Origin of the sequence: Pseudomonas sp. LLC-1, from assembly GCF_002992185.1 — a bacterium.
GTDB lineage: Bacteria > Pseudomonadota > Gammaproteobacteria > Pseudomonadales > Pseudomonadaceae > Aquipseudomonas > Aquipseudomonas monteilii.
Genome location: NZ_LUVY01000012.1, coordinates 20,421 through 43,816 on the forward strand (window position 1 = coordinate 20,421; position 23,396 = coordinate 43,816).

22 protein-coding genes are annotated in these 23,396 nt (G+C 62.5%); 14 read left to right on the forward strand and 8 right to left on the reverse strand.

Annotated elements, in window-relative coordinates; all coding sequences use genetic code 11:
- Positions 1-18: 18 nt before the first annotated feature.
- Positions 19-894: a formylglycine-generating enzyme family protein gene (locus tag A0O30_RS10955; protein WP_105946482.1), complete on the reverse strand. Its 876-nt coding sequence runs from the start codon at positions 892-894 to the stop codon at positions 19-21.
- 8 nt (positions 895-902) lie between these two features.
- Entirely contained in the window at positions 903-2,267 is a 1,365-nt protein-coding gene (locus A0O30_RS10960; protein ID WP_177410270.1) for a dipeptidase, read from the reverse strand.
- Positions 2,268-2,413: 146 nt separating this feature from the next.
- Here A0O30_RS10960 and A0O30_RS10965 point away from each other — a divergent pair, with 146 nt between their 5' ends.
- On the forward strand, positions 2,414-4,024 hold the full coding sequence (locus tag A0O30_RS10965) for a PvdJ/PvdD/PvdP-like protein (protein ID WP_105946483.1): 1,611 nt from the start codon (positions 2,414-2,416) through the stop codon (positions 4,022-4,024).
- A 56-nt stretch (positions 4,025-4,080) separates the two neighbouring features.
- On the opposite strand, the gene A0O30_RS10970 is transcribed toward A0O30_RS10965, so the two are convergent.
- Genes A0O30_RS10970 through A0O30_RS10980 form a run of 3 tightly spaced genes read right to left on the reverse strand, consistent with a single transcriptional unit; the run spans position 4,081 to position 8,646 of the window.
- Positions 4,081-5,499: an efflux transporter outer membrane subunit gene (locus A0O30_RS10970; protein WP_105946484.1), complete on the reverse strand. Its 1,419-nt coding sequence runs from the start codon at positions 5,497-5,499 to the stop codon at positions 4,081-4,083.
- A complete protein-coding gene (locus A0O30_RS10975; RefSeq protein WP_105946485.1) occupies positions 5,496-7,463 on the reverse strand; it encodes a MacB family efflux pump subunit in 1,968 nt (655 codons plus the stop codon). The genes A0O30_RS10970 and A0O30_RS10975 overlap by 4 nt, the downstream gene beginning before the upstream one ends.
- A gap of 1 nt (position 7,464) precedes the next feature.
- Positions 7,465-8,646 (reverse strand): efflux RND transporter periplasmic adaptor subunit, encoded by a 1,182-nt coding sequence (locus A0O30_RS10980; RefSeq protein ID WP_060500796.1) that lies wholly within the window; start codon positions 8,644-8,646, stop codon positions 7,465-7,467.
- Between the two features lie 230 nt (positions 8,647-8,876).
- Between A0O30_RS10980 and A0O30_RS10985 the strand changes: the two genes are divergently transcribed.
- On the forward strand, positions 8,877-9,377 hold the full coding sequence (locus A0O30_RS10985) for a sigma-70 family RNA polymerase sigma factor (protein WP_105946486.1): 501 nt from the start codon (positions 8,877-8,879) through the stop codon (positions 9,375-9,377).
- A gap of 37 nt (positions 9,378-9,414) precedes the next feature.
- Here the strand turns inward: A0O30_RS10985 and azu are convergent, their stop codons facing one another.
- The gene (gene azu, locus A0O30_RS10990; RefSeq protein WP_016711661.1) at positions 9,415-9,876 is read right to left on the reverse strand and encodes an azurin; all 462 of its coding nucleotides are present in this window, start codon (positions 9,874-9,876) and stop codon (positions 9,415-9,417) included.
- A 299-nt stretch (positions 9,877-10,175) separates the two neighbouring features.
- On the opposite strand from azu, the gene A0O30_RS10995 reads away from it, so the two are divergent.
- From A0O30_RS10995 to A0O30_RS11005, 3 genes are all read left to right on the forward strand, one after another.
- The gene (locus A0O30_RS10995) at positions 10,176-10,655 is read left to right on the forward strand and encodes a histidine kinase (RefSeq protein WP_105946487.1); all 480 of its coding nucleotides are present in this window, start codon (positions 10,176-10,178) and stop codon (positions 10,653-10,655) included.
- Positions 10,656-10,727: 72 nt separating this feature from the next.
- Positions 10,728-12,053, forward strand: coding sequence for an MFS transporter (locus A0O30_RS11000; protein WP_105946488.1), 1,326 nt, complete (start codon positions 10,728-10,730; stop codon positions 12,051-12,053).
- 65 nt (positions 12,054-12,118) lie between these two features.
- Positions 12,119-12,328: a type II toxin-antitoxin system MqsA family antitoxin gene (locus A0O30_RS11005; RefSeq protein ID WP_105946489.1), complete on the forward strand. Its 210-nt coding sequence runs from the start codon at positions 12,119-12,121 to the stop codon at positions 12,326-12,328.
- 113 nt (positions 12,329-12,441) lie between these two features.
- On the opposite strand, the gene A0O30_RS11010 is transcribed toward A0O30_RS11005, so the two are convergent.
- A complete protein-coding gene (locus tag A0O30_RS11010; RefSeq protein WP_105946490.1) occupies positions 12,442-14,124 on the reverse strand; it encodes an electron transfer flavoprotein-ubiquinone oxidoreductase in 1,683 nt (560 codons plus the stop codon).
- A gap of 532 nt (positions 14,125-14,656) precedes the next feature.
- On the opposite strand from A0O30_RS11010, the gene A0O30_RS11015 reads away from it, so the two are divergent.
- The 9 genes from A0O30_RS11015 to A0O30_RS11065 all read left to right on the forward strand — a co-directional run bounded on the left by A0O30_RS11015 (position 14,657) and on the right by A0O30_RS11065 (position 21,794).
- Entirely contained in the window at positions 14,657-15,406 is a 750-nt protein-coding gene (locus A0O30_RS11015) for an electron transfer flavoprotein subunit beta/FixA family protein (protein WP_016498683.1), read from the forward strand.
- Positions 15,407-16,336 carry an electron transfer flavoprotein subunit alpha/FixB family protein gene (locus A0O30_RS11020; RefSeq protein WP_105946491.1) on the forward strand — a complete coding sequence of 310 codons (930 nt, stop codon included), beginning with the start codon at positions 15,407-15,409 and terminating at the stop codon, positions 16,334-16,336.
- A 188-nt stretch (positions 16,337-16,524) separates the two neighbouring features.
- Entirely contained in the window at positions 16,525-17,346 is an 822-nt protein-coding gene (locus A0O30_RS11030; RefSeq protein WP_105946493.1) for an ABC transporter substrate-binding protein, read from the forward strand.
- A 9-nt stretch (positions 17,347-17,355) separates the two neighbouring features.
- Entirely contained in the window at positions 17,356-17,709 is a 354-nt protein-coding gene (locus tag A0O30_RS11035) for a DUF4398 domain-containing protein (protein ID WP_060500813.1), read from the forward strand.
- Entirely contained in the window at positions 17,706-18,518 is an 813-nt protein-coding gene (locus A0O30_RS11040; protein ID WP_019096319.1) for an OmpA family protein, read from the forward strand. Before A0O30_RS11035 ends, A0O30_RS11040 begins: the two co-directional genes overlap by 4 nt.
- 271 nt (positions 18,519-18,789) lie before the next feature.
- Complete coding sequence (locus A0O30_RS11050) at positions 18,790-20,232, forward strand: PLP-dependent aminotransferase family protein (RefSeq protein ID WP_012273358.1); 1,443 nt, start codon at positions 18,790-18,792, stop codon at positions 20,230-20,232.
- Positions 20,233-20,296: 64 nt separating this feature from the next.
- The gene (locus A0O30_RS11055) at positions 20,297-20,770 is read left to right on the forward strand and encodes a hypothetical protein (RefSeq protein WP_105946495.1); all 474 of its coding nucleotides are present in this window, start codon (positions 20,297-20,299) and stop codon (positions 20,768-20,770) included.
- Between the two features lie 130 nt (positions 20,771-20,900).
- Entirely contained in the window at positions 20,901-21,155 is a 255-nt protein-coding gene (locus A0O30_RS11060; protein WP_009684718.1) for a YkgJ family cysteine cluster protein, read from the forward strand.
- Between the two features lie 33 nt (positions 21,156-21,188).
- Positions 21,189-21,794 (forward strand): START domain-containing protein, encoded by a 606-nt coding sequence (locus A0O30_RS11065; RefSeq protein ID WP_105946496.1) that lies wholly within the window; start codon positions 21,189-21,191, stop codon positions 21,792-21,794.
- 97 nt (positions 21,795-21,891) lie between these two features.
- Here the strand turns inward: A0O30_RS11065 and gltA are convergent, their stop codons facing one another.
- Entirely contained in the window at positions 21,892-23,181 is a 1,290-nt protein-coding gene (gene gltA, locus A0O30_RS11070) for a citrate synthase (RefSeq protein WP_016711651.1), read from the reverse strand.
- Between the last annotated feature and the right edge of the window lie 215 nt (positions 23,182-23,396).

Here is a 23,396-nt window from a genome sequence, read left to right on the forward strand (position 1 = left end):
CACTCTCCCTGTGGATTGTCAGTTGGGTTCACCGTCCTGAAGGGCGCGGGCTACCCGAAAGCCCAGCCAGTCGCCGCGCACGTCGGGTTCGCGCTCGTTGCGGTTGCCCGAGCGGGAGAAAATGGGCGGTTCCAGGTAGTCGTTGCCGCGAATCTGCCGGTGTGTGCAGGTACCACCGGTGGTCCAGGCGCTGCCGTCGGTGGGCGCGCCGACATAATCGGTATGCCAGCAGTCCTCGACCCACTCGTAGACGTTGCCATGCATGTCGTACATGCCGAATGCATTGGCAGGGAAGCTGCCGACCGGTGCCGTGTAGGTGAAGCCATCACGCGGCCCGTAGGTGTTGGCATGCTTGCTGATCTGATAGTCCCCTTCCTGGTCGAAGGGGAACGGGAAGGGGCCGGTGGAGCCGGCGCGGCCGGCGTACTCGCGTTCGGCCTCGCTGACCATGCGGTAGGGCTTGCCGGTCTTCTTCGCGAGCCAGGCGATGTAGCCGCGCGCCTCATCCCAGGTCATGCAAACCGCAGGCTGCGTCGGGCCTTGCGGGTAGCTGGGCTTGCCGTTCTTGCACAGCCGCCCCGGGCGGTCGTCGCCGTCGGGCAGCACCGTGTGGGTTTCCTTGGCATAGGCCTGCCATTGCCCGGCAGTCACATGGAAGCGACTCATGGCGAAGGCCTTGGCGAAGGTCACGGTGTGCAACGGACCTTCATCGTCCTGTTTGCCCAGTTCGTCATCGGGGGTACCCATCACGTAGCTGCCGGCAGGCAGCACGACCATTTCCGGGCAATCCTTGCAGTCTTTGAAAACCTTGCCCGGTGCAGCCGGGTCGGCAGCGAGGGCTTCGAGCGACAGCGAGAGACAACCGAGGGCAATCAGTGAGGTCAGCCGTTTCATGGGTTTCCTTACGGGTAGTGGGCAACGGGAGGAGGGGCCGGCCTGGCGGCCTTCTGGGCGGCTTCCCACACACGCAGGAAGTTGGCGCCCCAGAGCTTGGCGATGTCTTCGTCGGAATAGCCACGCTGCATCAGTTCGGCAGTGACGTTGCGGCTCTGGCTGACATTTTCCCAGCCAACCACACCGCCGCCGTCGTTGAAGTCGGAACTGATGCCGACATGGTCGATACCGATCTTCTTCACCGCGTAGTCGATCGAGTCGACGTAGTCGGCCAGGGTCGCTTCGGGCTCGGCGCCGAGGATGTCGTAGAACGGCGTGAGGTATTCACCGAACTTTTTCTCCGACCAGATCGAGAACACCGGGTCGGTGGTGGTGCCCATCTGGGTCTGGTTCTGTACGTCTGGCAGGCCATACTTGGCGCGTAACGCGTTCATCTTTTCGATGGTCGGGCGCGAGAACGGCTTGAGGTAGTGGGAGTAGGCCACGATGTTGACCAGCCCGTCGGTGGCCTTGATGTGTGCCAGGTCCGCGTCGCTGAGGTTGCGGCGAATGTCCATCATGCCTTGCACCCCAGTGTGCGAGGCCATGACCGGTGCGCGGCTCAGCTGGGTGACCTGGGTCAGGGCCTGGCTGGACATCTGCGAGACGTCGATGACCACGCCAAGGTCGTTGAGCCGGGTGATGGCGCGACGACCGGTGTCGGAAAGACCGCCCAGCGGGTCGACCGAATCGCCCAGGAAGGGCAGGGGGCGCGCCGAGTCGACCCAGCTGTTGTTACCGACGTAGCCTGGCCCGAACACCCGCATGCCGCGTGCGGCCCAGTGGTCCAGCTTGTCGATGTCGTCGCCAAGGGGGGCGGCGTTGAGCAGGCTGATAATGATGGCGAACTTGCCTTCACTGACCAGTCGGCGGAAGTCGGCAGGGGTGTAAGCGATGCCGGCCTGCGCAGGGTAGTCCTTGGCGATGCTGGTGATGATCCGATAGCGAACTTCCAGTTCGTTGGCCATCGCCGCCTCGAACCCGGGTGTGGGGCGGTGCGGCCAATTGGGCCCACTCCAGAACTCCGGCCATGACCAGATTGCGATCGAGGCGCCGCTCAGGCGGCCTTTGGCGGCTTTCACCAGGTCGAACTGGGTCGGGCCGTCACGGTTTGCTTCCTCGCCATCGGTGCCATAGCTCAGCGGCACGTCAAGGTGCGCATCCAGGGCCGGGATGCGCGCCTGCAGGGCGTTGGCCCGCTGTTCGATTTCCCGGCCGTAGGGGTGTTTGGCAAGGTAGACCCAATACCACCAGGCGCCTGCGGCCGCCAGGAGCAAGAGCAGAAGGGCCAAAGCCCATGGCCATCTGCGCGAAAAAAAAGCCTGTTTCTTCATTGCGTACTCGACCGCCTGCACGACGGCCCCATGCCGTTCGAACTTGCTGGGTGAAACGAGCCGAGCCCAAGAGAATTTAGCAACCCTCTAAATCGCTCCCTCAACCATTCGTTTTCGCAGCAGGAGTCACGTCATGAGTACAGTGGATGAAAGTGTCACGTCGTAAGATCCTGGCGGGCCTGGTGGCCGCCGGTGTAGCACTGCCTGCCGGCTATTACGCACGGCAGGCGTGGCAGCGGGCCGAGGAAGCGGAGCTGAGCAGTGACGAGCCTGCGGTGCCGGTCGACGACCTGCCCAATGCGCTGTTGGGTGAACGCCTGGTCGGGATCTGGGACTGGCGCATGACGAGCGATCACCCGGCGCTGGCCGGGCTGGCCCGACCGCAGCAGCTGCTGCTCGACGTAGGGCAGGGTGCCCGTGCCGTGCGCGGCTACCTGGGTACTGCGCCCTATGGCGGTCAGGGTTTGCAGGTATACGGCCCGTTGGCTGCCGACCGGCTGCCGAAGGTGCAACTGAAGATGATGGCGGGTTCTGGCGAGGCCTATGACTGCGATGCCGTGCTGGATGAGATATGGGGCGACTGGAGCGAGGGGGGAGGCAGCGCGACCCTGAGTGGGCACGTACGCCTGGCAGGGACACAGGCGGGGCATTCCGGGGCGCAAGCGAGCTTTGTCGCCGTCCGCCGACCGTTCGTGCTGGCGCGTGAGCGGCTGCCGTACGTGGCGGCGCTGCACGAGGACCTGATTTCACCGCAGCGTCGCTACTATCACCAGCTCTGGCACGCCAGCCGCGATCGCTGGCACCGCATCGATGAATCCCGGCGGCAGATGGTGCGTGCGCTGGGTTGGCAGGTCGGCCCGTTGGGCAAGGAGCGCAACGCACGCGGGCATGATCGCCATCGCAACGGCTCCGGCGAGGATTTTCTGTTCATGCATCGGCACATGCTGCATGGCGTGCGCGAGGTCCAGGACCTGCGTTCCTGGGCAAGCCTGCCTGCGGCACGCCCATCGATCGGGCAGGGCGTTCAGGCGTTTTTCGATTACCTCGACAACCGCGACGGCTACAGCGTCCCGCCCAACTGGCAGGCGGCCGACGATGAAGCCTTCAGCCAGTGGCTGTACTACGTCAAAAGCAGCCAGGGGCTGCACGCCAACTTCCAGCTGTGGGAAGCCCAGCTGCATGATCCGCAATACCTCAGCACCCTGTGTCTGGGAGAGTTGGGTTCACGCATCGAATTGGGAATCCATGATTGGCTGCACATGCGTTGGGCATCCCTGGGGCGTGACCCGAACTCGGATTACCCGATGCCTTACGGGCGTCGCAACTACGATTTTTCCGAACGCTGGTTCCGCGCCGAGAACGACTTCCTCGGCGATCCGTTTTCCTCCCACGTCAACCCGGTGTTCTGGGCCTTTCATGGCTGGATCGACGACCGCCTGAACGATTGGTACCTGGCCCACCAGCAGGCGCACCCGGGGGAAGTGAAGCCGCAGATGATCGATGGTATTCCGTGGTTTGCGCCAGGGCGCTGGGTGCGTGTGGCCGAGCCTTGGCTGGGGCCTACGCGTGAAGGTTGCGGTGCCTGGGGGCTGGGCAATGGCGGCGGCACCGGGAAACTGGACATCGAGACCATGAAGCTGGCCTTGCAAGTCATTTTCAGCCCTGAAGAAGACGGCGATCGCCTGGCCGGCAGGGTGCCTCAGCGGCCTTGGTATGCCCGCCATCTGGCACCCGGCCCGCGACGTGACGGTTTGTAGCGTTGACAATTTTTGGCCGGTGTTGCAGCGGGTAGGGCTCCCGTCAGGGGGCTTGCCTACCTCGCTGTCATCAGTGTGTCCGACGCCGTCCAGCCGCCGCCCAATGCCTTGTAAAGCGCAACACTGGCCTGCAAACGCGCTTTGCGCAGCCGTACCCGTTCGGCCTGTGCTGTAAACAGGCTGCGTTGCGCTTCCAGCACGCTGAGCAGGTCTTCGGCCCCGGCCCGGTAGCGGTTCTCGGCCAGATCGAAGGCGCGTTGCGCCTGGTTGAGCGCTTCATGCTGCCAGTGTGTCTGGCGGTCCAGACCGTCGACGCTGTTCAAGGCCTTCTCGACTTCGCCGAAACTGGTGATCAGCACGTTGCGATAGGCCTCGAGCAGCTCGTCCTGGCGAGCGATGGCGCGATCACGCTCGGCGCGCAAGGCGCCATTATTGAAAATGGGCGCCGTCAGACCGGCACCGAGGTTGAGCGCCGGATTGCGCAGCAGGTCGATGGCTTTTCTGTCGCCAGTGGCCAGGCTGGCCGTCAAGCTCACCGTGGGGAACAGTGCTGCCCGCGCAACGCTGACATCCGCCTGAGCCGCAGCCAGGCGCGCCTCTGCGCCAGCGATATCCGGGCGACGCGTCAGCAGTTGGCTGGGAATACCGGCGGCAATGCTCGGGCCACTCAGTTGATCGAAAGGCTGATCGGCCAGTTCTAGCGCCTGGACCGGCACGCCAAGCAGGGTTGCCAGGGTGATCTGCGCATCGCGGGCCTCTTGTTGGTAGAGCGGCAACTGTTGTCGCTGGTTGGCCACAAGGCTCTCTTGCTGGGCCAGTTCCAGGGCAGTCGACGACCCGGCCTGGAATCGCGTGCGCACAAGGCTCAGGACCTTGTCGGCGTTTTCCAGGTTAAGCGCGGCGATGCGTGCCTGCTCGCGAGCGGCGAGGGCACTCAGGTAAGTATCGGCAACGCTGCTCGTCAGGCTCAGTTCGAGCGTGTCACGGTCACGTGCAGTGGCTTGCAGGCCAAGGCGGGCACTGTCACGCGCAGCGGCATTTTTACCCCAGAAGTCCAGCTCGTAGCTGGTCGTCAGGGCCGTGTTGAAGTAGCGGTAGGTCCGCTCGCGGTTCGACGTGTCCTGCTCGCTGTACCCTTGGCCTCGTAGCAAGCGCTGGTGATAGGCGTCGGCGCTGGCGTCGAGGCGCGGTAGCAGGGGGCCGCCGGCAATACGCAGGTCGGCCTGTGCCTGCCTGACCCTGGCCATGGCGGCGCGCAGGTCATGGCTGCCCTGGCGCGCCTGCTCGATCAGTTGGCTCAGTTGAGCGCTATTGAAAGTCGTCCACCACTGCGCGGAGGCCGCCGTGCCGCCAGCCGGACTTTGCCAGCTGGCAGGTGCAGCGATACCGCTGTCCAGTGGCGCAGGGGTGTGGCTGCAAGCACTCAGGATGGTCAGCAGCGGTAGCAGTAAAAACGGGGTTCTGGTCATGGTCATTCACTGGTCAGGGCGGCGACAGGGTCGAGGGCGGCGGCTTTGCGCGCAGGCATGAAACCGAAGATGACGCCCGTGGCTACCGAGCAGGCGAAGGCACCCACTATCGCCAGGGCAGAAAACGCCACGGCCACCTTGGCCAGGCTGAGAACCACGCCGATCAGCAACGCCAGGCAGACGCCAATCAGGCCGCCGGTCAGCGAAAGCACCACGGCTTCAGTCAGGAACTGGCGCAGGATGTCGCGCTGTCGGGCGCCGGTGGCAATGCGGATGCCGATTTCGCGGGTGCGTTCGCGGACGGTCATGAGCATCACGTTCATGACGCCGATCCCGCCGACCAGCAGCGAAATGGCGGCAATGGCGCCAAGCATCAGGGACAACCCGTTGCGTGTCGCCGCCTCGGCCTGGATCATCGCCGCGCTGTTGTCGATCTCGAAGTCTTCGATGCCACCGTGCAGGCTCAGCATCAGTTGGCGTATTGCGCGTTCGGTGTCATGCACCTGGGTGCTGTCGGCGGCACCGATGATCACGTATTCCGGGTGTTGCGTGCCGGAAAGACGTATGGAAACCGCTGAGTACGGCACGGCGATGCGCAGGTCGTTTCGCTGGTTGGCGCCACTGGAGCCTTTGCTGGCGAGCACGCCGATCACCTGGAAGGGCACGTTCTCGATGAGGATGTACTGGCCGATCGGGTCCTGGCCGTCAACGAACAGCTTCTTGCGCACCTCCGAGCCGATCACCGCCACGGTCGCAGCCGTGGCCAGGTCGTTGTCGGTAAAGAAGCTGCCTTCGCTGACGGGCCAGCTCATCAGCGTCGGGAACACAGGCGAATAGCCACCGATGGTCGACTCCAGGTCACGATTGCCAAAGCGCACCTGCGCTTCCACTGTCATGGCCGGCATGATGGACTTCACTTGAGGTAGCTCGGCCAGCGCCTGCACGTCGCTGAGGCGAACGTTGCCGGGCGGAGCGCGCGGTGTTGGAGGGGCACCGTTCATGAAGATGATGTTCGAGCCGAACGCGCCCATCTGGGCCATGACCTGGCGCTTGCTGCCTTCACCCACCGCCAGCATCACGACCACCGACGCGACGCCGATGATGATCCCCAGCAGGGTCAGCGCGGTGCGTGTGCGGTTGCTCCACATGACCCGCCAGGCGGCTTGCAGGGCGTCCCGGGTCTCGCCCAGCCAGGGGCTGCCCTGGCTGTCGGCACGCACCAGGCGCCCGGCCAGATCGACGGCTTGCAGCGCACCTGGGCGACGCGGTGGCGGCGCCTGGTCGGCGCCGCTGTCACTGATCACTTCGCCGTCGCGGATCTCGATGATGCGCTGCGCCCGGGCGGCCACATCGCGGTCGTGGGTGATCAGGATCACCACATGGCCTTGCTCGGCCAGTTCATCCAGCAGGCGCATGACCTCGGTGCCACTGTGGCTGTCCAGCGCACCGGTGGGCTCGTCCGCCAGGATGATGTGGCCGCCGTTCATCAATGCCCGGGCGATGGACACCCGTTGTTGCTGGCCGCCTGAAAGCTGGCGCGGGCGATTGCCGGTGCGCTCGCCCAGGCCCAGGCGTTGCAGCAGGGCCTTGGCCCTTTCGGCGCGCCGGGCCGCCGTGGTTCCGGCGTAGATCGCCGGCATCTCCACGTTTTCCTGCGCCGAGGCGGAGGGGATCAGGTGATAACCCTGAAACACGAACCCGAACGCTTCGCGGCGCAACCAGGCCAGTTCGTCATTGTTCAGGCCGGCAACATCCTGGCCGGCGAAGCGATAGTGCCCGGCGCTTGGGCGGTCGAGGCAACCCAGGATGTTCATCAGGGTCGACTTGCCAGAGCCCGAGGTGCCGACGATGGCGATGAACTCTCCGGCATGGACTTTCAGGTCGATGCCGCGCAACACATCGACCTGGGGGCTGTCGCCGCCGCCGTAGGATTTGCGGATGCCGACCAGCTCTATCAGCGGAGTGCTCATGTCAACCCTCACCGCCGACAGGGCCGATCAGCAGTTTGTCACCTTCCGCAAGCCCGTCGAGTATCTGCACGCGCAGGCGGTCGCTGAGCCCGGTACGTACCTGGCGCGTCTGCACGTCGCCTTTGCCGGTCAGAACATGGGCAGTCTGCAGCCCCTCGCCCTGGCCGCGTCCCTGAAGCGCCGCGATGGGCACGGTCAATACATCCTTGGCAGATCCGGCGACGAAGAACACTTGGGCAGTCATGTCGGCCATCAGCGCGTTGTCATCGTTGTCGACATCCAGCAGCACGGTGTAGAGCACCACGCGGCCGGTCCCGCTGCCGCTTGCCGTACCGGCGGCAACCGGGCTGCCGCCGCCCTGGCTGAGCTGATCCAGCGGTTTGGGCGGGATCGGCAGAATCTGCCTGACAGTGCTGGTCCAGCGCCTGCCGCCGCTGCCCAGGGTGGTGAAGTAGGCTTGCATGCCGGTCTTGACCTGGCCGATGTCGGCTTCAGAGACCTCGGCCCATACCGTCATCGGCGACAGCTTGGCGATCCGCAGGATCAGCGGGGTGCGTTGCTGCGCGTTCAGGGTTTGCCCTTCTCGTGCATCGACAGCCACCACGGTACCGCCGATCGGGGCGTAGATGCGGGTGTAGCCGAGCTGAGCCTGCGCGCTGCGCAACGTGGCCTGCGCCTGGAGAATCTGCGCCTCATACATGTCGATGCGCGCCTGGGTTGTCAGCACCTTGGCCTGGGCCGTCTGCACATCCTCTTCACGCGTGGCGCCGTCGCTGGCCATCCGCTGCTGGCGACGCAACTGCTGTTCGGCCAGGAGATGCTCGGCACGTTGCTCCTTGACCTGCGCTTTCAGGGTCTGGATGGCATAGCGCTCGGCATCCAGCTGGGCCTGTTGCGTGGCAGGGTCGATTTCCACCAGCAGTTGCCCCTGCTTGACGGTGTCACCGACTTCTACGTGCAACGTGCGGATCTGCCCGGAGGCCTGCGCGCCCACGTCGACGTACTGACGGGGCTGTAGGGTGCCCAGCGCGGTGACACTGGATTCGATGTTGCCACGGCTGACGCTGACGAACGGCCGCTGCTCGGCCTCGCCGGGCAACAGTTGCCAGGTGGCGAATGCGGCCACCGGAATAAGGCACAGCGCGAGCGTTACGGCACGACGGGTAAGGCGTTGAGGGATCATGCAGGATTTCCGACCATGAGAGGGCCGCTGTCACCAAGGATCAGCTAGGGAGGCTGCCGATTAAACGAAAGCGATCAGGGCGGATTTAGCGGGGAACGCGCGTTGCGGGCGTGGAAATGTAACAACGTCTTTAAGCTTGATGAGAATTATTATATTTTATGCGCCAGCGGTGCCATTACTTGGCCTGCAGCGGTCTTCTATCATCATCGGACAACAGGGAAAGCGCTTCGATGCCGTCTTCGGGTGTACTGCTCGAGCATTACTACCGTGAACTGGTCGGGTTCCTTCGTTCGCGTCTGGGTAGCCATCATGCTGCTGAAGATATCGCGCAGGAGGCGTATCTGCGGGTACTCGAGCGGTGTGACGACACGCAGATCTCCCATCCCCGCGCTTTCCTTTACCGCACCGCCCTCAACCTGGTCACCGATGGACATCGGCGCAACCAGCTTCGTCGCGCCGAGCCTCTGGAGGTTCTGGAAACCGATGAGCGATTCTTCGTCGCCCCCGTGCACGGCGCCTGTCGCCAGGAAGAGCGCCTGGAGTTGCTGCAGCGTGCAGTGGCGGAGCTGAGCGAAACCTGCCGGGCGTGCTTCTTGCTGCGCAAGCTCGAAGGCCTGTCACATGGGGAGATTGCCACGCGTCTGGGCCTGTCCAAGGCCATGGTGGAGAAGCACATCGTCAACGCCATGAAGCATTGCCGGCTGCGTATGCGTGAGTGGGCCGAGGCCTGAGCGTACGTTCGGCTTGTCGGCCCACTTTTCGATAGCGTCAGCTGCCTGACGAGGTACCGAATGTGAGGGTGCCCTTCATCATGGTGGAGTGGAAAGGGTAGGAGCAGAAGAACGCGTACGCCTGGCCTGCCTGCAGCATGCCGGTGTCGAAAGTGACCGAATCTTTTTCGCCGCCCCCGATCAGTCGGGTATGGGCGAGCACGCGCTTGTCGCCCGGCTGGAGGTAGTTATCGGCCTCACCTGCCGCAGCGCCATCGGTGGTCACGCCTTTGATGTCGTCCTTTTTGGCCAGCACCCAGTTGTGGCCCATGATATTCCTGGGCAGTGTGCCGGTGTGCAGCAAGTTAACGGTAAAGCGTTGGCAGGTCTGCGGTACGGTGATCGTTTTCAGGTCGTAGGTCATCTGGTCGGTACTGTGAATGTCTACCGAACAGGGCTCGGCGGACCATGCGACGCTGGACAGGGTCAGGGCGAAAAAGGCTAGGGCCGGGCGAAACATCTGGGTTCTCCGCGAATGTAAGAGGCGATGCCTTGGGGCATGAGCCTCCTTTAAACGAAGTGCGAGCGTCTGGGTTTAGGCGCGCGGTTACCTGCACGGCTTGACGGGGTGAGCGCAAGTGGCAAACCGGAGTACCGGGCTAAAGGCAAATGCAAATTCCGTCAGTCAATCACTTGATTTATGCGGCGTTCCCGACTTCTATCAAAGTAGACCGCTGCCAGGCATGGCCCTGACAGTAGCCTTAACGGGCGCAGTAAGGTCATGGAATGTACCCATTACCCAGCTGCCCAGGCCCGACCATGGCAAACAAGACCCTGCGCATTCTCATTGCCGATACCCACCCCTGCCAGCGGTTGCAGCTGGAGCGGCTGCTCAATGGCCTGGGCTACTACCGGATCGCCCCCGTTGACAGCTTCGAGGAGCTGCAGCGTTTGGTGCAGTGCGCCTTGCAGCCTTTTCACTTGCTGCTGGGCAATATCGAACTGGCCAGCCATGCCGGGGTAGACCTGGAGCGTTTTTGTCGCGTCAGTACCCAGATCCAGCACGCCCTGCTTTACCATTCCAGCCAGTTGAAAGTGCCTGCGGTGCCGCAGGCCGAGCGCCAGGCGGTCAGCCTGAGCCTGCCGCAGGTGCCCGATAACGAGGCGCTGGAGTCATTCATGGCGATCATCGACGGGCCGATGCTGGTCGGCAAGTTGCCGCTGCCGGGCGCCATGCCGGCGGCTACCGCGCGGCCACGGCCGCGGGCCAACTTCGCGCACACGGTGTTCAACCGCTAGCGGTGCAGCAGGCGGGGCAACGGGGCAGCTATTTGCTATCCTCTTGCCCTTTGCCGATTTGCGGACCCTGCCATGACTGCCATCGATACCGCTCGCCCGCCCCGGTTCAGCCGCGGCGACCATCGGACCCTGGGCCTGGCGGCACTGGGTGGCGCGCTGGAAATCTACGACTTCATCATTTTCGTATTTTTTGCGCTGACCCTCAGCCAGCTGTTCTTCCCGCCCGAGATGCCAGAGTGGCTGCGCCTGCTGCAAAGCTTCGGGATCTTTGTCACCGGCTACCTGGCGCGGCCGTTGGGCGGCATCCTGATGGCGCACTTCGCCGACCACCTGGGGCGCAAGCGGGTGTTCAGCCTGAGCATCCTGATGATGGCCCTGCCGTGCCTGTTGATCGGGGTGATGCCGACCTATGCCGACATCGGCTATGCCGCGCCGTTGATCCTGCTGGCGCTGCGCATTCTCCAGGGTGCGGCAGTGGGGGGCGAGGTGCCGAGTGCCTGGACCTTCGTCGCCGAGCACGCGCCTGCCGGGCGGCGCGGGTATGCCTTGGGCTTCTTGCAGGCCGGGCTGACCTTCGGCTACCTGCTGGGGGCACTGACCGCGACGTTGCTGGCGCAGGTGTTCACGCCGCAGGAAATCCTCGACTACGCCTGGCGCTACCCGTTCCTGCTGGGTGGCGTGTTTGGTGTGATTGGCGTGTGGCTGCGCCGCTGGCTTAGCGAAACACCGGTGTTCCTTGCCCTGCGTGCGCGCCAGGAACAGCCGGTGAAATTCCCGTTGCGGCGGGTGCTGGGCGAGCACCGCCGGGCGTTGATTCCGGCGGCATTGCTGACCTGTGTGCTGACCTCGGCCGTGGTGGTGCTGGTGGTGATCACCCCCACGGTAATGCAGCAACGCTTTGGCATGAGCGCCGGGCACACCTTCGCCCTGAGCAGCGTGGGTATTGTTTTCCTCAACATCGGCTGCGTGCTGGCCGGGTTGCTGGTCGACCGTGTAGGGGCTTGGCGTGCGCTGATGCTCTACAGCGTGTTGCTGCCGCTGGGGATCGGTGCGCTGTACGCCAGCCTGGTGGGGCAGTGGGAGATGACCTGGCTGGCTTATGCGCTGGCGGGGCTGTCCTGCGGCGTGGTCGGTGTGGTGCCGTCGGTGATGGTTGGATTGTTCCCGGCCGAGATTCGCGTGTCGGGCATTTCCTTCACCTACAACGTGGCCTACGCGCTGTGGGCCAGTACCACGCCGCTGGCGCTGATTGCGCTGATGCCGTGGAGCCCGTGGGTGTGTGTCGGGTTTTGTCTGATCATGGGCACGGTGGGGCTGCTGACAGCCTTGTATTTCGGGCGTCGGGAGCCATTGGCGTTCGCGGCGGAGCCGATGCCGATCATGTGTGGTGACAAATGAGCCGGTAACGGTCTTGGTGTATTGAGGCAGACTTCAAGGGCATTGAATCTTTCAAGGAGCTTGAAATGAAATGTCCCCTATGTGGAGGTGCGGAGCTAGAAGCGCAGTCTCAAGGCATGCCTTATCAATATAAAGGTGAGTCGACTGTCATTCCCGATGTGATTGGCGATTACTGTTCTGCTTGTGGTGAGGTAATTTTGACTCATGACGAAGCTACGCGCATTAGCGCTCTGATGTCGGCATTCGAACGCCAAGTCGATGATGTAGGTGTGTAATGCAGTTTGCTCGAGACTGCTTATATCGTGGGCGGTGCTGCCCAATCAGTTGAAGCAAAAAGCCCCCGGCTCGTGAGAACCGGGGGCTTTTTGTTGCCGCAAGGGCAGGGGCCTTACATGTTCGGGTAGTTTGGCCCACCCGCGCCCTCAGGGGTAACCCAGGTGATGTTCTGGGCCGGGTCCTTGATGTCGCAGGTCTTGCAGTGCACGCAGTTCTGCGCGTTGATCTGGAAGCGCTTGTTGCCGTCTTCCTGGGTGACCACTTCGTACACGCCTGCCGGGCAGTAGCGTTGTGCCGGCTCGTCGTACAGCGGCAGGTTGCTGGCGATCGGCACGTTCGGGTCGGTCAGCTTCAGGTGGCAGGGTTGTTCCTCTTCGTGGTTGGTGCTGGAGAGGAATACCGAGCTGAGCTTGTCGAAGCTGAGCTTGCCGTCCGGTTTCGGGTAGTCGATCTTTTTCGAGTCGGCCGCGAGCTTGAGGCAGGCGTAGTCCGGCTTGGTGTCGTGCAGGGTGAACGGCAGCTTGCCGCCGAACCAGTTCTGGTCCACATAGTTGAACGCGGCGCCCAGCAGCGGGCCGAACTTGTGCATGGCCGGGCCGAAGTTACGGCTGGCGAACAGTTCTTCGTACAGCCAGCTCGCCTTGAAGGCGCTGACGTAGCTGTTCAGCTGATCGCCGCCCTCGCTGCCGGCGAGCAGTGCGTCGGCCACCGCCTCGGCGGCGAGCATGCCGGACTTCATCGCGGTGTGGCTGCCTTTGATCTTGGCCACGTTCATGGTGCCCAGGTCACAACCGATCAGTGCGCCACCATTGAAGACCATTTTCGGCAGCGAGTTGATGCCGCCCTTGGCCAGGGCGCGGGCGCCGTAGCTGATGCGTTTGCCGCCTTCGAGGTACTGGCTGATCACCGGATGGTGCTTCAGGCGTTGGAACTCATCGAATGGCGACAGGTAAGGGTTGGCGTAGGACAGGTCGACGATCAGGCCGACCACCACCTGGTTGTTTTCCAGGTGATAAAGGAACGAACCACCGGTGTTGTCCTTGGCCATCACGTCCAGCGGCCAGCCAGCGGTGTGCACCACCAGGCCCTGCTCGTGCTTGGCCGGGTCGATTTCCCAGATTTCCTTCAGGCCGATGCCGTAGTGCTGCACATCGGACTCGCTGTCCAGGTTGAAGCGCTTGATCAGCTGCTTGCCGATGTGGCCACGGCAACCTTCGGCGAACAGGGTGTACTTGCCACGCAGCTCCATGCCCGGGGTGTACATACCGTCTTTCGGGTTGCCTTCACGGTCCACACCCATGTCACCGGTGACAATGCCGCGCACCACGCCGTTTTCATCGAACAGCGCTTCCTGGGCGGCGAAGCCCGGGTAGACTTCCACGCCCAGGTTCTCGGCCTGCTGGGCCAGCCAGCGGCACAGGTTGCCCAGCGAGATGATGTAGTTGCCATGGTTGTGCATGGTCTTGGGCACGAACAGGTCAGGCACCTTGGTGGCGCTGCCGGCATCCTTGAGCACGTAGATGTCGTCACGCTTCACTTCGGTGTTCAGCGGCGCGCCGAGTTCCTTCCAGTCGGGGAACAGCTCGTTCAGGGCGCGGGGCTCGAACACTGCGCCGGAGAGGATGTGGGCGCCCACTTCAGAGCCTTTTTCCACCACGCAGACGCTGATTTCGCTACCGGCTTCGGCGGCCTTCTGCTTCAGGCGGCAGGCGGCGGACAGGCCCGCCGGGCCGGCGCCGACGATGACCACGTCGAATTCCATGTATTCGCGTTCCACTGGTTCTCTCCTACTCATCAAGGCTCGTGCTGTTGCTTTGTCTTATGGGTGCTTGCGCGCAGTGGCTCATCACGGGAGCGGAACTGTAGCTGCGCAAATGACGGACTACACCGTTTTGTCTTGGCCGCGCATTATATCTACACCACTTGGCGGGTCCAATACAAACGTTTGTTTGAATTTGCCGCAGGCCAGTAAAATCACAGGAGCGCGGCTGGAGGGTGACCGATTTGCCGTATTGACCGGATGGGGTGTTACGGTCAAGATACGAGCGGTTTTACGTTCGCCGTAGGCTTGCAGCCGGGCGCAGGTACACCTCTAAAGACCAGGTGTGGAGCAGGGTTTTGCGGCCTTTGGCCGGTTTGTAGTGGAGTTTACACGCCACGACAGAAAATGACCCGTGAGTATTTGTCGCAATGGTCCGAACAAGACTGTTCGGTCACTGTGAAGTTATTGCCTCCCGATACGTTTTTAGAGGTGCCCTTGTACCCACGCGCATCGCAGGGCTCAGTCCCAGGCGACTATCTATTCACCGGAGAGTAACGAGGAATCCATGAAGGTTCTTGTAGCTGTCAAACGAGTGGTCGACTACAACGTCAAGGTTCGCGTCAAGGCGGACAACTCCGGCGTCGACCTTGCTAACGTCAAGATGTCCATGAACCCCTTCTGCGAAATCGCCGTGGAAGAGGCTGTCCGCTTGAAGGAAAAGGGCGTTGCGACCGAGATCGTCGTCGTTTCCGTCGGCCCGACCACTGCCCAGGAGCAACTGCGTACCGCCCTGGCCCTGGGTGCCGATCGCGCCATCCTGGTAGAAGCCGCTGACGAACTGAACTCCCTGGCTGTGGCCAAGGCGCTGAAAGCCGTTGTCGACAAGGAGCAGCCACAGCTGGTCATCCTCGGCAAGCAGGCCATCGACAGCGACAACAACCAGACCGGCCAGATGCTGGCTGCGCTGACCGGCTACGCGCAAGGCACCTTCGCCTCCAAGGTCGAAGTGGCTGGCGACAAGCTGAACGTCACCCGTGAAATCGATGGCGGTCTGCAGACCGTATCGCTGAACCTGCCAGCCATCGTCACCACCGACCTGCGCCTGAACGAGCCGCGCTACGCGTCGCTGCCGAACATCATGAAGGCCAAGAAGAAGCCGCTGGAGACTGTTACTCCGGACGCGCTGGGCGTTTCCCTCGCCTCCACCAACAAGACCCTGAAGGTTGAAGCCCCGGCTGCCCGCAGCGCTGGCATCAAGGTCAAATCGGTGGCCGAACTGGTCGAGAAGCTGAAGAACGAAGCGAAGGTAATCTAAATGACTATCCTGGTTGTCGCTGAATACGAAAACGGTGCCGTAGCCCCGGCTACCCTGAACACTGTTGCTGCCGCCGCCAAGATCGGTGGTGATGTGCACGTGCTGGTCGCTGGCCAGAACGTCGGTGGCGTTGCCGAATCTGCTGCCAAGATCGCTGGTGTGGCCAAGGTGCTGGTTGCCGATAACGCTGCCTACGCCCACGTGCTGCCAGAGAACGTCGCGCCGCTGATCAAAGAGCTGGCGAACGGTTACAGCCACGTGCTGGCTCCGGCCACCACCAACGGCAAGAACATCCTGCCGCGCGTTGCCGCGCTGCTGGACGTGGACCAGATTTCCGAGATCATCTCGGTCGAGTCTGCCGACACCTTCAAGCGCCCGATCTACGCCGGTAACGCCATTGCCACCGTGCAGTCGAGCGCTTCGGTCAAGGTCATCACTGTGCGTACCACCGGCTTCGACCCTGTCGCCGCCGAAGGTGGCTCGGCCGCTGTTGAAGCTGTTGGTGCTGCGCACGACGCTGGCATTTCGGCCTTCGTTGGCGAAGAGCTGGCCAAGTCCGACCGCCCAGAGCTGACCGCTGCCAAGATCGTCGTGTCCGGCGGCCGTGGCATGGGCAACGGTGACAACTTCAAGCACCTGTACAGCCTGGCCGACAAGCTCGGTGCTGCCGTTGGTGCTTCGCGCGCTGCGGTTGACGCCGGCTTCGTGCCGAACGACATGCAGGTCGGCCAGACCGGCAAGATCGTTGCGCCACAGCTGTACATCGCCGTCGGTATCTCTGGCGCGATCCAGCACCTGGCCGGCATGAAAGACTCCAAAGTGATCGTTGCGATCAACAAGGACGAAGAAGCGCCGATCTTCCAGGTGGCCGACTACGGCCTGGTCGCTGACCTGTTCGAAGCGGTACCGGAGCTGGAAAAGCTGGTCTGATCCGCCTGCTTCACTTATAAAGAACCCGGCCCTCGTACAGGGGGCCGGGTTTTTTTGTGGTCTGTTCCGGCCCTATCGCCGGCAAGCCAGCTCCCACAGGCACTGCACTGTTCTCAGGGCTTGTGCGCTACCTGTGGGAGCTGGCTTGCCGGCGATAGGGCCGGGCCAAGCAATACAAGGAGTGAGCAATGGTGCTGCGTAAAGCAGGCAGGGTACTGGCATGCGTGGTGGTGTTGGTTTCGCCGCTGGCCATGGCGGCTGGCAAATGCGAACGCCTGGTGGCAACCGGCAGCCCTGATGCACCGCCCTATTCGTGGCAAGACCCACAAGACCCTAAACACCTGATCGGCGCCAACGTCGACCTGTTGCGTCAGGTGGCTGGCGAGCTGGGTGTAAAAGTCGAAGTACTGAGCGCAGGTCGCCGCGACCAGGCACTGGAGGAAGTGCGCAGTGGGCGCATAGATCTGTTGCTCGACACCCCCATGCAGGTGGAGCAATTGACCGCGCTGGACTACATCCACCCGCCGTTGCAGCTCAACGAGTACCTGGTGTGGACGCGTCATGATGCCCAGCTGACCTTCGATGGCCCGGCGGACCTGGCCAGGTATCAGGGCAGCTTGTCCGAGCGCGCACGGCTAACCCCGGCCTTCACCGCCTTCGCCAAGGCCCAGCTCAAGCTGGTGCCGGCGCAGAACCTTACCCAGGCCTTCCAGAAACTGGTGCTCGGCCAAGTGGACTACGTGCTGGCTGGCCGCTATTCAGGCATGGCCATGGTCCAGAGCCTGGGTATGAGCAATGACCTGATCGCCCGTGGCCTGCCGGTGGACCGGCCAGGCCTGTACCTGGCCCTTTCGCACAACTCGGCCTGCAATGACAGCTGGTTGCGTGGGCAATTGGCGAAAAAACTGACAGAATTGCCAATCTCCGGTGCGTCCGAGGCGGTCCTGCAACGAAATGTCGAGCGCTGGAAAGCGCAGTTGCAGGTGCCGGCGGACGCCCCCAAACACTAGGAAGATTGCGTGAGAACCCAACCACTAATCCTTGCCTTGGCCATGCTTGGCCTGGCTGGCTGCGCCAATGATCCGGCCCCTGACGAGCAGATGCGCATTTCCGAACAGGCCCTGGAGCAGGCCAAGGCCGTAGGTGCCACCGAGCAGGTCGAAACGCTGAAGCTGGCTGAAGACAAGCTGGCCCGGGCCAAGGCCAACATGCTGACCGAAGACTACCGCGATGCGCGTATGCGTGCCGAGCAGGCCGAGCTGGATGCACGCCTGGCCGAGGCCCAGGTGCTGAACCAGAAGAGCGAAGAGCAGCTGCAGCTGCTGCAGTCGCGGGTCAAGCGCCTGCGCAAGCAACTGGAGGTGCAGCCATGATCCGCCGTACGCCGTTGGCCGCGCTGGTAGTGCTGGCGCTGGCCGCAGGCTTGCAAGGCTGTGCCAGCCAGCGCAGTTCTGCAGCGCTGGATGAAGCCAGTGCCGCCTTCGCGAAGGTCAAGGATGATTCCGATGTGCTGCGCAGTGCGCCGCGTGATGTGATCCGCGCGGGCGAGTCGCTGGCCCGTGCCGAGCGTTTGTCCAGCTACATCGGCACCGGTTCCGATGTGCGCCATTACGCATACCTCAGCCAGCGCTACAGCGAAATTGCCCGTGAGCATGCCAAGCTGGCGCTGAACCAGGAGCGCCAGACCAAGCTCGACCTGGAGCGCCAGCGCCTGCAGCTGGCCTTGCGCGAGGCCAAGCTGGCCAGCGTGCAGCAACAGGGCAAATGGGTCGAGTCGCAAATCGCGGCACTGGCCTCGGAGCAGACCGACCGTGGCCTGGTGATGACCTTGGGCGACGTGCTGTTCGATACCGGCCGTGCCGACCTGAAGAACTCGGCCAGCCGCACCGTACTCAAGCTGGTGCAGTTCCTTCAGCTTAACCCGCGTCGGGTGGTACGCATCGAAGGCTATACCGACAGCACCGGCGCGGCCGAGGACAACCTGAAACTGTCTCGCGACCGGGCGCAGGCCGTGGCTGACATGCTGGTGGACCTGGGCATCGACGAAAAGCGTTTGCAGGTCGAGGGCTATGGCGACCAGTACCCGATCGAGGCCAATGCCTCTGAGCGGGGCAGGGCGCAGAACCGTCGGGTGGAGATCGTGTTTTCGGATGACAAGGGGCGGCTCGCGCCAGCGCGCTGAATCTTGTGAAAAGGGGCCGCTTTGCGGCCCATCGCCGGCAAGCCAGCTCCCACAGGGACTGCGCAGGTCTTAAGCATTGTGCTGTCCCTGTGGGAGCTGGCTTGCCGGCGATGGGCTGCAACGCAGTCCCGTTTTTTGTCGGCCTGATCGTTTCGATAGTTATCACGCTGTTGTATTGTCGACTATGTTGCATTCTGTCCCAGTACACTTTGCAACTGTTACGGTATCCTTTACCGTCATCGAGCCGCACAAGAACAACGAGCCTGCCGCCATGACCAACCTGCTGCTGTACCAGCGTATCGCCCAGCAACTGGCCGATGACATCCGCCGTGGTGTCTACCAGCCAGGCGAGCGGGTACCCTCCGTGCGCAAGATGAGCGCCCAGCTCAATGTCAGCCATGCCACGGTGCTGCAGGCCTATGCCAACCTCGAAGATCAAGGGCTGATCCGCGCGCGGCCGCAGTCTGGCTACTATGTGCACCAGACGCCGGCCTTGACTGCGCAAACCCCCGACATCGCCCGGGTGGAGCGCCCTGGTCTGGTGACCCGTGCCAGCATCATCCAGCAAGTGCTCACCGAGGCGCGCCGTGATGGTGTGTTCCCGTTCGGTGCTGCGGTGCCTCATGTCGATTACTTGCCGGTGCGTGCCCTGCACCAGCAAATTGCCAAGGTCACCCGCTTTCACAGCCCGCGCGCGTTCAGTTACATGTTCAGCCCGGGTTTCGAGCCATTGCGCCGGCAGATTGCTATTCGCATGCGCGATGCCGGTGTACTGGTCGACCCGCGTGAAGTGATTGTGACCCACGGCTGCGTCGATGCGCTGCAAATGTCATTGCGTGTGCTGACGCGTCCGGGGGACTTGATCGCTGCCGAGTCACCGACGTATTACGGCTTGCTGCAGCTGGCGGACCTGCTGGGCCTGAAGGTGATCGAGATCCCCAGCGACCCGTCCACAGGCATCAGCCTTGAAGCTTTGCAGCTGGCGGCCAATCAGTGGTCGATCAAGGCCCTGGTACTCACCGCGCGGCTGAGCAACCCGCTGGGTGGCACGGTCCCGGAAGAGCGGCAGAAACAACTGCTGCGCCTGGCATCGGACTTCGATATCCAGATCATCGAAGACGATATCTATGGCGAGCTGATGTTCGAGCAGGGCAAGACCAAGGCGCTGAAGGCGTTCGACCGGCTGGACCGGGTAATCTATTGCTCAAGCTTCTCCAAGACGCTGTCCCCCGGCGTACGTGTTGGCTGGATGATTGCCGGGCGCTACCAGGACGAGATCCAGCGTCTGCAAACCTTCACTACCCACTCGGCGTGCAGCGTGACGCAGATGGGGGTGGCGGCCTACCTGGAGAATGGCGGCTACGACCGGCACCTGCGCTACATCCGCCAGGAGTATCGCAAGAACCTCAGCGCCTACCAGTTGGCAGTGCAGCAGCACTTCCCCGAAGGCACCCAGATGACCCGGCCCACGGGCGGTTTCATTCTGTGGGTGAGCCTGCCCGGGCGGGTCAACACCCAGGAGCTGCATGTGCGGGCGCTGGAGCAGGGCATCAGCATTGCGCCGGGGCTGATATTCAGTAATACAGAGCAGTTCAACCACTGCATCCGCCTTAATTGCGGTATTCCGTGGAACAAGGAGGCCGAGCGTGCCGTGATTACCCTCGGCTTGCTGGCTCAGCAGTTGTGCCGGGAGCCTGCGCTCACACTTTTGTAAGGCTTGCCAGCTGCCTGTGGAACAGGGAGCATACGCACCTTTCCTGCCAGTCTGTCCATTTGCCATGAATGCTCTACGCCGTTTTGCCCTGATCTTGTGCCTTGCACCGTTCTGTTGTGTGCCAGCCATGGCTGCGCAGCCGGCCGGCCAGGCTCCGGTAACCCAGGGCAAGCCAGTGCAGAAGAAGGCGACAGCCAAGCCTGCGCAGAAGCAGGCGGTAAAAAAAGCCGCCAACAGCAAGGCCAAGGCGCACAAGCCGGTCAGCAAGGCGGTGGCCAAGCCACTGCCCAAGGCAAAGCTTGACCTCAGCCTGCCGGTCGATATGGTCAACTCACTTGAGCCGAACGTTGGCACCCCGTCGCCGATTCAGCGACGCAAGCCCTTGCTGCCGCCCATGTTCACCGAGAAACCAGAAACCAACGACAGCCCGTTCCAGCTCAATGGCCGGCTGATCAACAACGAAATGCAGTTGCAATTGCGCAACGACAGCCGTCATGACGTTGAAGGGGCGGCCATCGATTTCGAGTACCGGCAGTAGCAGTCAAACTGACTGCCGGGTCACTGCACATTTCATCGTGCCAGCAATTTCAAACGCCTGTTTGAGCGGTTACTATCCAGGGACGTTCGTCCCGTTTTGTTCCAGGGAGTCCTGATTTTGGTGAATAGCCATGAATTGCCGTGAGGGCTGCGGTGCCTGCTGCATCGCCCCGTCCATCACTTCTGCGATGCCGCGCATGCCCAATGGCAAGCCGGCGGGCGAGCGCTGCCTGCACCTGACGGCTGCCAACCTCTGCGACCTGTTTGGCAAGCCCGAGCGGCCGGCGGTGTGTGGTGGCTTCAAGGCGGATGTCGAGGTGTGCGGCAGCGACCGTGACGAGGCAATCAGGATTCTGGGTTGGTGGGAGCAGATGACGGCGGCGTGAGAGGCTGGATCTTCGACAACAAGGATAAATATGATGAGATCGTTCAAGCGTATTGCACTGCTGTGTGGCATGGGTGTTTTGCTGTCGCCGGTGGCCTGGGCCGAAAACTGGCAAGTGGCCAAGGACGAGGAGGGGATCAAGGTTTCCCTCAGCGAAGTAGCCGGTTCCAAGTACAAGGCCTATCAAGGCGTGACCGTGATCAAGGCGCCGCTGGCCAAGGTGCAGGCGTTGCAGGAAGACGTGGTCGGCGCCTGTGCATGGATTCACGAGTGCAAGTCGCAAAAGCTGCTCAAGCATGAAGGCGATCAGAGCTGGACCTACACCCAGTTCAACACGCCGTGGCCGGTGACGCCGCGTGATTCGGTGCTGCACATCACCACGGTCAAGGGGGCTGATGGCAGCTTGACCCGTAATCTGGTCGAAGAGCCGACCTATGTTCCGGAAGAGAAGGGCTTTGTGCGGGTGGCGAAAGTGGAAGGCTTCTGGAAGCTGGTGCCCAAGGGTGACAGCACCGAAGTGATCTACCAGGTGCACACCGAGCCGGGGGGTAGCGTGCCGGCGATGGTGGCCAACAAGTTCGTGGTGGATGCGCCGTTCAATACCCTGAAAGGGCTGCGGGAGCGGGCTGAGAAGAACTGAGGTTTTGTGCTGCCTGTGCCGGCCTCTTCGCGGGCACAGGAAAAGCCAATAAAAAAGGCTGCCCAAGGGCAGCCTTTTTGCGTTCGGCCAGTAAAGCTTACTTGCGGTCCTGCAGTGCAACGATGTCGCGCTTCTGCTCGCCGGTGTACAGCTGGCGCGGGCGGCCGATCTTGTACGGGCTGGAGAGCATTTCTTTCCAGTGCGAGATCCAGCCCACGGTACGTGCCAGGGCGAAGATCACGGTGAACATGCTGGTCGGAATGCCGATCGCCTTGAGGATGATCCCCGAGTAGAAGTCGACGTTCGGGTACAGCGAGCGCTCGATGAAGTAAGGATCGGTGAGGGCGATCTCTTCCAGGCGCATGGCCAGTTCCAGCTGCGGGTCGTTCTTGATGCCCAGCTCGCGCAGGACTTCGTCGCAGGTCTGCTTCATCACGGTGGCGCGCGGGTCGCGGTTCTTGTACACGCGGTGACCGAAGCCCATCAGCTTGAACGGGTCGTTCTTGTCCTTGGCCTTGGCGATGAACTTGTCGATGTTCGAAACATCGCCGATTTCATCGAGCATGGTCAGTACGGCTTCGTTCGCACCGCCGTGGGCCGGGCCCCACAGTGCGGCGATACCGGCGGCGATACAGGCGAACGGGTTGGCACCCGACGAGCCGGCCAGACGAACGGTGGAGGTGGAGGCGTTCTGCTCGTGGTCGGCATGGAGGATGAAAATCCGGTCCATTGCCTTGGCCAGTACCGGGCTGATCGGTTTGATCTCGCACGGGGTGTTGAACATCATGTGCAGGAAGTTTTCCGCGTACGACAGGTCGTTGCGCGGGTACATCATCGGCTGGCCCATGGAGTACTTGTAAACCATCGCGGCCAGGGTCGGCATCTTGGCGACCAGGCGCACCGCGGAAATTTCGCGATGTTGCGGGTTATTGATGTCCAGGGAGTCGTGATAGAACGCCGACAGGGCGCCGACCACGCCGCACATCACCGCCATCGGGTGAGCGTCGCGGCGGAAACCGTTGAAGAAGGACTTCAGCTGCTCGTGAACCATGGTGTGGTTCTTGACGGTGCTGACGAACTGGGCCTTCTGCTCGGCATTCGGCAGTTCGCCGTTGAGCAGCAGGTAGCAGGTTTCGAGGTAGTCGGATTGTTCGGCGAGTTGTTCGATCGGGTAGCCGCGGTGCAGCAGGATCCCTTTGTCGCCGTCAATGTAGGTGATCTTCGACTCGCACGAGGCAGTCGCCATGAAACCAGGGTCGAAGGTGAAGTGACCAGTGGCCCCCAACCCGCGGACGTCGATTACATCAGGACCAACGGTGCCGGTTAAAATGGGCAGCTCGACGGGGGCAGCGCCCTCGATGACCAACTGCGCTTTTTTGTCAGCCATGTGGCCTCCTATTAATGCTAGAAATCATCAGACAGACCCCCCACGCAGGGCCCGCACCACTATAGAGGGATAAATTCAGATGTCAATTTGCCTAAAGGCTTGTTGAATCAAGCATTCAAGCCTGATTTTTCCCGAAATTCTCGCTCATTTACGCCTTTTGTTCGTTAAAGGCAATGCGCTATTTGGGCTACCCCGTCACGTTGTCATAAGCAGCC